The sequence below is a fragment of the Pseudorhodobacter sp. genome, from assembly GCF_030452865.1.
Lineage (GTDB): Bacteria > Pseudomonadota > Alphaproteobacteria > Rhodobacterales > Rhodobacteraceae > Pseudorhodobacter.
Map to the genome: position 1 here is coordinate 1 of NZ_JAKDLJ010000212.1, position 6,279 is coordinate 6,279.

A 6,279-nucleotide genomic window follows, 5' to 3' on the forward strand; every position below is an offset into this window, starting at 1 on the left:
CTTTGGCGGGGTTTTTGTCCGATGCCGAACGCACTGCCGACGATATCGCTGCCGAAGTGGCGAAGACCGGGATTGGCGGTCTGCTACCGAAGCGGGAGGGCGATGCGCTTGCTGATCTTCTGGCCGATCAGGAACCCGAAGTGATTGCAGCGGCAGCAGATGTTGTTTCAGAGGCAGACGGGTGCGCAGATGACATGCCAGATGTTGATGTCTTGCATGATCTGGTTGCAGAATCGCTGCCGGAACGGATCCATCCCGCAGCGATGCCGCTGGCGGCGGTTTTGCCTGACGCCGTGATGATGGCAGGACGGAATGGTGTTCTTGTGGAAATCCTGGAACCGGTGGCCCCCACTCCGGATGAACGTGAAGCCGATACACAAAGCCCGCCAGATCGGAAACGCCATCCCGCGTTGTCGGCGACAATCTCTCCGTCCGAAGAAAATCCGGGCCAGAGCTTTGGAAGTTTGACCGCCCCGCAACCAAGTGTTCTGGCGTTGGACCGCCCGCGTTTCCGCATGGCGATTTTTGGCGATTTCTCCGGTCGTGCGGCGCGGGGAAAGTTTGAGATCGGCGATGCGCTCGCCTCTCGCCGGGGGATCGCGCTTGACATCGATACAGTGGAGCAAGTGATCGAAGGGTTCGCCACTACCCTGGTTTTACCCATCGGACCGGATGGCGCAGGTCTCGAGGTTTCCCTCGGCTCGTTAGAGGATATGCACCCCGATGAACTGGTTGAGAACCTTGAAATCTTTGAGGCGTTGAAAGCGCTGCGCGCGCGCTTGTCGAACGCTTCCACCGCCGCCGCAGCGGTGCGCGAGATGCAAGGATGGGGCGTGGAATTTCCCACTTCGGCCACTGCGACGCGCGGTCATTCTGCTGCGACCAGCATTCCGGCGGATAAGAAGCTGAGCGATTTTCAACGCTTGATCGGGGATACCACCGGGCGGCTGTCGCGGACATCCCCGATTGATGATCTGCTCGGGCAAATTATAGGGCCGCATATCGTGCCCGGCCCGAACCCGGCAGCAGAGACTTTGATCCGCTCCGTGGATGCCGCGATGTCATCGGCGATGCGGCTGGTTCTGCACCACCCGGAATTTCAGGCGCTTGAATCGCAGTGGCGCAGCCTTGATCTGCTGGCGCGGCGGATTGAGACGGATGCAACACTGACGATCACCTTGTTCGATGTTTCGGCAGAGGAAATCGCCGCAGATGTTGCGGCGGCTGATGACCTGTCGCAATCGGGACTGTTCCGTTTGCTCAATGCCCCGTTGCAGGACGAAGGCGAAAACGGATTTTCTGCGCTGTTTGGCATGTATTCCTTTGAAGAAACGCCGCCCCATGCTGCACTTTTGGCGCGTTTCGCCAAGATTGCGGCGCATGTGCAAGCGCCGTTTTTCACCGCGATGACGCTGGGGTTCATGGAAACGGAGTTGAAAGACCGCCACCCCTTGACGGCCGCCGCCTGGGATAGATTACGGGCGGAGCCTGCGGCGGGCTATCTTGGTCTCGCCTCCCCCCGTTTCATGCTGCGTCGGCCTTACGGGCCGAAAACTGACCCGATTGACGCCTTTGTGTTTGAGGAGTTCACACAGGCTGAAGGGTTGAAAGGCATGTTATGGGCCAACCCTGTCGTCCTTGTGGCCATCCTGCTGGCGCGAACGTGGAAAGAGGGTGGGCCAAAGATGGAACTGGGTAGCGTCCTGTCTCTAGATGACGTGCCGTTCCATTTTGTGACCGATGCGCAGGGTGATCAGATCGCGTTGCCCTGCACCGAACGCAATCTGACCGAAGCGCGCGTGCAGCGTGTCATCGGGCGTGGTTTCATGCCGGTTGTGTCAATCCGTGGCCGGGATGTGGTGCGGCTTGGCTCGTTCCAATCGCTTGCCGGGACGCCGGTTGCCGGGCCGTGGTCTGGCCCGAACATGGTAAGGCATGCCCCCGGCGCATCGCCTCTGGATGTAAGCGTCACCATGAAAATGGATTGGGCGCCGGCGGCATCGCGACCGTCAGGTGACGGTGAAAATGAACTTGAATCCCTGCTTGCCAACTTTGGCGATACCGCGGCTTCGACGGACCCGACGGCGGTTGATCCCGCGTTGGCCGCATTGTTGGAGGAATTATGACGCAAACTGCCCCAGATGACCCTGACAAAAACGAAGTCAGTGCCGAACCACTGGTGACTCTGCTTGCAGTCGGCGACGGATACTGGCTTTATAAGGGGGTAGAGTATTTGAAAGACATGGTGATGGCGCAGGGTGCCTACCCGTTCAAGGTGCGTTGCTACGTCTTTGAGGATTCTTTTGAGATGAACCGATTTGTCACTGAATCGGGTGAAGGCACGAATTGGCGTATTAATCCCGATATTGTTGAACGTATACGAAACGAAAACCAGTTGATTGAACTGTCTCCATTTGACGATTGACCCGGCTTCAGGCGGGACGAGAGGACATAATTATGGAAGAGCAAGCCATTTTAGAGAACCGGAAGCTCCGAATGAAGGGGCCGCTTCCGGAAACGCAGATGTTCATCAAGGCGGCGCGCGTGATCGAAGGCTTCAACAAGCTGACGGAAACCACGGTGGATTTCATGTCACCCGACAAGAAGTTGGACTTGGGCAAAGTGGTCGGCAAGTCGATCACGATCAGGGTCAAGACCGGCGACGACGACAGCACCGACTGGCGCGAATTTGTTGGCACTTGCGTCGAGGGTGAATATATCGGCATCCACGAAGGCTACGGCTATTATTCATTGCAGGTCCGACCGTGGCTCTGGTTTCTGACGAAAGCGCGGAACAACCGCATTTTCCAGAAAATGAACGCGATGGATATCATCAAGAAGGTATTGGAGGGATACAGGTTCTCGGACTTCACGGTGAAGCTGAACCGGACCCCGGAGCAGCGGGTCTATACCGTTCAATATGACGAAACCGATTACGATTTCGTCAGCCGCTTGATGGAAGAAGAAGGCATCTATTTCTTTTCATCGGTCAAGAACGGCCTCGACCATCTGATGATCGTGGACGATATCGGCGCCCACAGCCCGGTGGCGGGCACTTCCGAAATCGGCTTCTTCCTGCGGGAAAAGACGTTTCGACGCTCGCAGGACCATGTTTTTGAATGGCGCGGCGCAGAGGTCGTGACCTCGGGCAAAGTGACGCTGAGCGATTGGAATTTCGAAAGGCCGAAAGCTGACCTCAAGACCGCGAAGGCCGCCCCGAAGGGCAAGCATGGCCACAAGGATTATGAGATTTACAGATATCCGGGCCATTACCGCGAAACCGCGCTTGGTGATGTTTATGCTAGGGTGGAAATGGAAGCCAACGCGGCGGAGTTCCAGACCCGGTACGGAGTTGGCAACGTGCGAACGCTTGCGACCGGCGCGACGTTCAAGCTGAAGGAGCATTTTCGTGAGGATGAAAATCAGGAATATCTGATCACTTCGGGCATCCACATGATGCAGATCGAAACCGCCTATGTGGACGAATCGCAAGAAGTGGCGGACAGGGATTCAATCCCCCACACCATTGAGTTTGAAGCCGAAAACGAAGATTTTTATCGTTGCACCTTCTCCGCTCTGCCAAAGAACACGCCGTTCCGGGCGAAGCGCAAAACACCGTGGCCGCGCATTCCGGGGATTTTGATCGCGCGCGTAACGGGTCCGAAGGGGGAGGAGATTTATACGGACAACTATGGCCGTATCAAAGTGCAGTTTCCCTGGGACCGTGACGGAAAGAACGATGAGAACACCACCTGTTGGGTGCGGGTGACAACGCCATGGTCGGGCAAGAACTGGGGAATGGTCCACATTCCCCGGATTGAGCAGGAAGTCGTGATCCAGTTTGAAGACGGCGATCCGGATCGACCGATATGCACCGGGATGCTCTACAATGCCGATACGATGCCGCCTTACGGCCTGCCCGACAACATGACGCAATCCGGCATCAAGACCAACAGCTCCAAAGGCGGCGGCGGCTTCAATGAATTGATGATGGAGGACAAGAAGGACGAGGAACTGGTGCGCCTTCAATCCGAGAAAGACTATGTGGAGATCATCAAGAACAACGCGACGATCACCATCGGGATAGAAAAGAGAGACCCCGGCGACCTCAAGCAAACCATCTATGCCAACAAGACCGAGACGATCCAGACCGGCGATATGACCTTCACTGTCGAGAAGGGCAACGAAAAACGCCACATCGAAACCGATCAGACCCAGACCATCGGCGGCAACCAGACCGAGAAGGTCAAAGGTGATGTGGCGGTGACGGTCAAGGGCAAACAGGTGCATGAAACCACTGGCAGCCACTCCAGCACGGCGACTGGAGAGATCACTATCGAGTCGAAACAAAAAATTGTGCTGAAGGTTGGCACGAACACCCTTACAATTGACCCGTCCGGCATCACGCTGGAAGGCACGATGATCACGACGACGGCGAATGGGATGGCCAAGCATACCTCCAACGGGATGATGGTGATCTCCGGCAGCATGACAATGATCAACTGAGGATGACATGAGCAAGCGCTTTGAAAATCTGAAGAAGATTCCAGACGAACCGGCGGCTCGGATGCTGGCGATGGCCAACACAAAGCTGCAAACGCCGATTGCTGCGCCGGCGAGTGCGTCGGTCAATGTTGTTTTGGCCGAATTGGCAGGCAAGGATGCCAAGATTGACATGCTGCGCCTGCTGTCTGTCGCCTTGCCGCCGCGCGAGGCGACCTGGTGGGCCTGTCTGGCCGGGCATGACTTGATCGGGAAAGACCCGCAAATCGTGCCCCCGCCGCTGGCCTGCGCGGAACGCTGGGTGTTCAAGCCGAGCGAGGAAAACCGGATCGCCGCGCGGGATGCGTTTGAAACCGCGGATATGGATGATGACACGACGTTTTGTGCGATGGCGGCACTCTATGCCGAAGGGACGCTTGGCCCAGGTGATATGAACCAGACCCCGGCACCGGTGAACGGCGTTTCCGCAGCGGTGTTTGCGATGAACCTGTTGTCGATGAAGATGAACGTGGACCGGATGCAGGTGCATCTGGATATTCTGATTGACCGCGCGCTGGACATCGCGCGCGGTGGCAATGGGCGGGTGGAGGCGGGCTCTGTTTCGGAAAGCCAATCCAGCGCCCCGGCGGAAGGATGATGTGAGATGCCCGGATTGCCGCAAGCCCGCATGACCGATTTGCACATTTGCCCGATGTGCGCGCCGCCCATTCCGCCGGCACCACTGCCGATCATACTTCTGTGTGACATCACCGTGCTGGTGTGCAAGCTTGCCGCCGCGCGGATGGGGGATCTGTGCGCCTCTGTCACGCCGCCCGCACCGCACCCGATTGCAAAGGGGTCAATGACGGTTATGATTGGCAAGAAACCGGCGGCGCGGATGTTGGATCCATGTGCCGGGGGCGGTATCATTTTGCCGCCTTGTGCCATAACTGTCCTGACCGGAGGCTGATGCCTGAATGTCTGTAACCTTGCGATTTCAATCATCGGGTGCCGTGCCCGGCGATGGCGCACCGATTGTAATGATCGGGCCAAGCCTGACCATCGGACGTGGCCCGGAGAATGATGTCGTTCTACCGGACCCGGATCGACTGATCTCCAAGAACCATTGTACGTTGGAGGATAACAACGGCGATGTGACCGTGATCGACTTCTCTACCAACGGCACGTTTTTGAACTATGGCCGCAACGCGCTTGGTCGTGTACCTACACCGCTCAACGATGGCGATGTTCTGACCATGGGCGCTTATGAGTTGGTGGTGGCGATCACTTCTGACCGGGCGTCCGATCCGCTTTCGGGCCTGCCGCCGCCGGTGGATGATATACAGGTGTCGCATGGCAAAGCCTCTGCTGCGCCGGAAAACCTGTTGGATCTTCTGGATGATCCGGGTGCCAGGAAGGCGGATTTTCTGGATGATCTGATGGGCGGGGATGCCCCGCTTGGCCCATCGCAGATCGTGCGCGAAGACCCGATTGACAGTCTTATGTTACCCAATGTCGGCGACGGCGAAGACCCTATCCTTGGCCGTCTGCCCGACCCGCTTGAAGATGAGGAAACCGGTGCCTCGCGATCTGAGCATCAAGCCTCGATCTCGGACAGTTTCACCCCCCGAAAACAGGCGGCGTCTGTCATTCCGGATGATTGGGACGATGATTTCCTAAGCCCGCAGTCGGCAAAGGCGACCCCTCCGAAGCCGCCACAACCGGTTCCGGACCTGCCACCGGCAGCGACGGAGAACCTGCTGCCCGACCCGCCCGCAGCCGACCCGGCTCCGGCCG

At 57.8% G+C, this 6,279-nt stretch carries 6 protein-coding genes; all 6 read left to right on the top strand.

The features are described 5' to 3' along the window. A partial coding sequence (locus L0H65_RS12520; RefSeq protein WP_301459389.1) for a type VI secretion system contractile sheath large subunit occupies nucleotides 1-2,126 on the top strand: 2,126 nt, incomplete at its 5' end. Next, nucleotides 2,123-2,425 (top strand): hypothetical protein, encoded by a 303-nt coding sequence (locus L0H65_RS12525; RefSeq protein WP_301459390.1) that lies wholly within the window; start codon nucleotides 2,123-2,125, stop codon nucleotides 2,423-2,425. The genes L0H65_RS12520 and L0H65_RS12525, both read left to right, overlap by 4 nt. Nucleotides 2,426-2,496: 71 nt before the next feature. Continuing rightward, complete coding sequence (locus L0H65_RS12530; protein WP_301459391.1) at nucleotides 2,497-4,506, top strand: type VI secretion system Vgr family protein; 2,010 nt, start codon at nucleotides 2,497-2,499, stop codon at nucleotides 4,504-4,506. 7 nt (nucleotides 4,507-4,513) lie between these two features. Beyond that, nucleotides 4,514-5,140 (top strand): hypothetical protein, encoded by a 627-nt coding sequence (locus tag L0H65_RS12535; protein WP_301459392.1) that lies wholly within the window; start codon nucleotides 4,514-4,516, stop codon nucleotides 5,138-5,140. 6 nt (nucleotides 5,141-5,146) lie between these two features. Continuing rightward, a complete protein-coding gene (locus L0H65_RS12540; RefSeq protein ID WP_301459393.1) occupies nucleotides 5,147-5,452 on the top strand; it encodes a PAAR domain-containing protein in 306 nt (101 codons plus the stop codon). Nucleotides 5,453-5,459: 7 nt separating this feature from the next. Next, nucleotides 5,460-6,279, top strand: an 820-nt coding sequence (locus L0H65_RS12545) for an FHA domain-containing protein (protein ID WP_301459394.1), incomplete at its 3' end; no start/stop codon positions are given.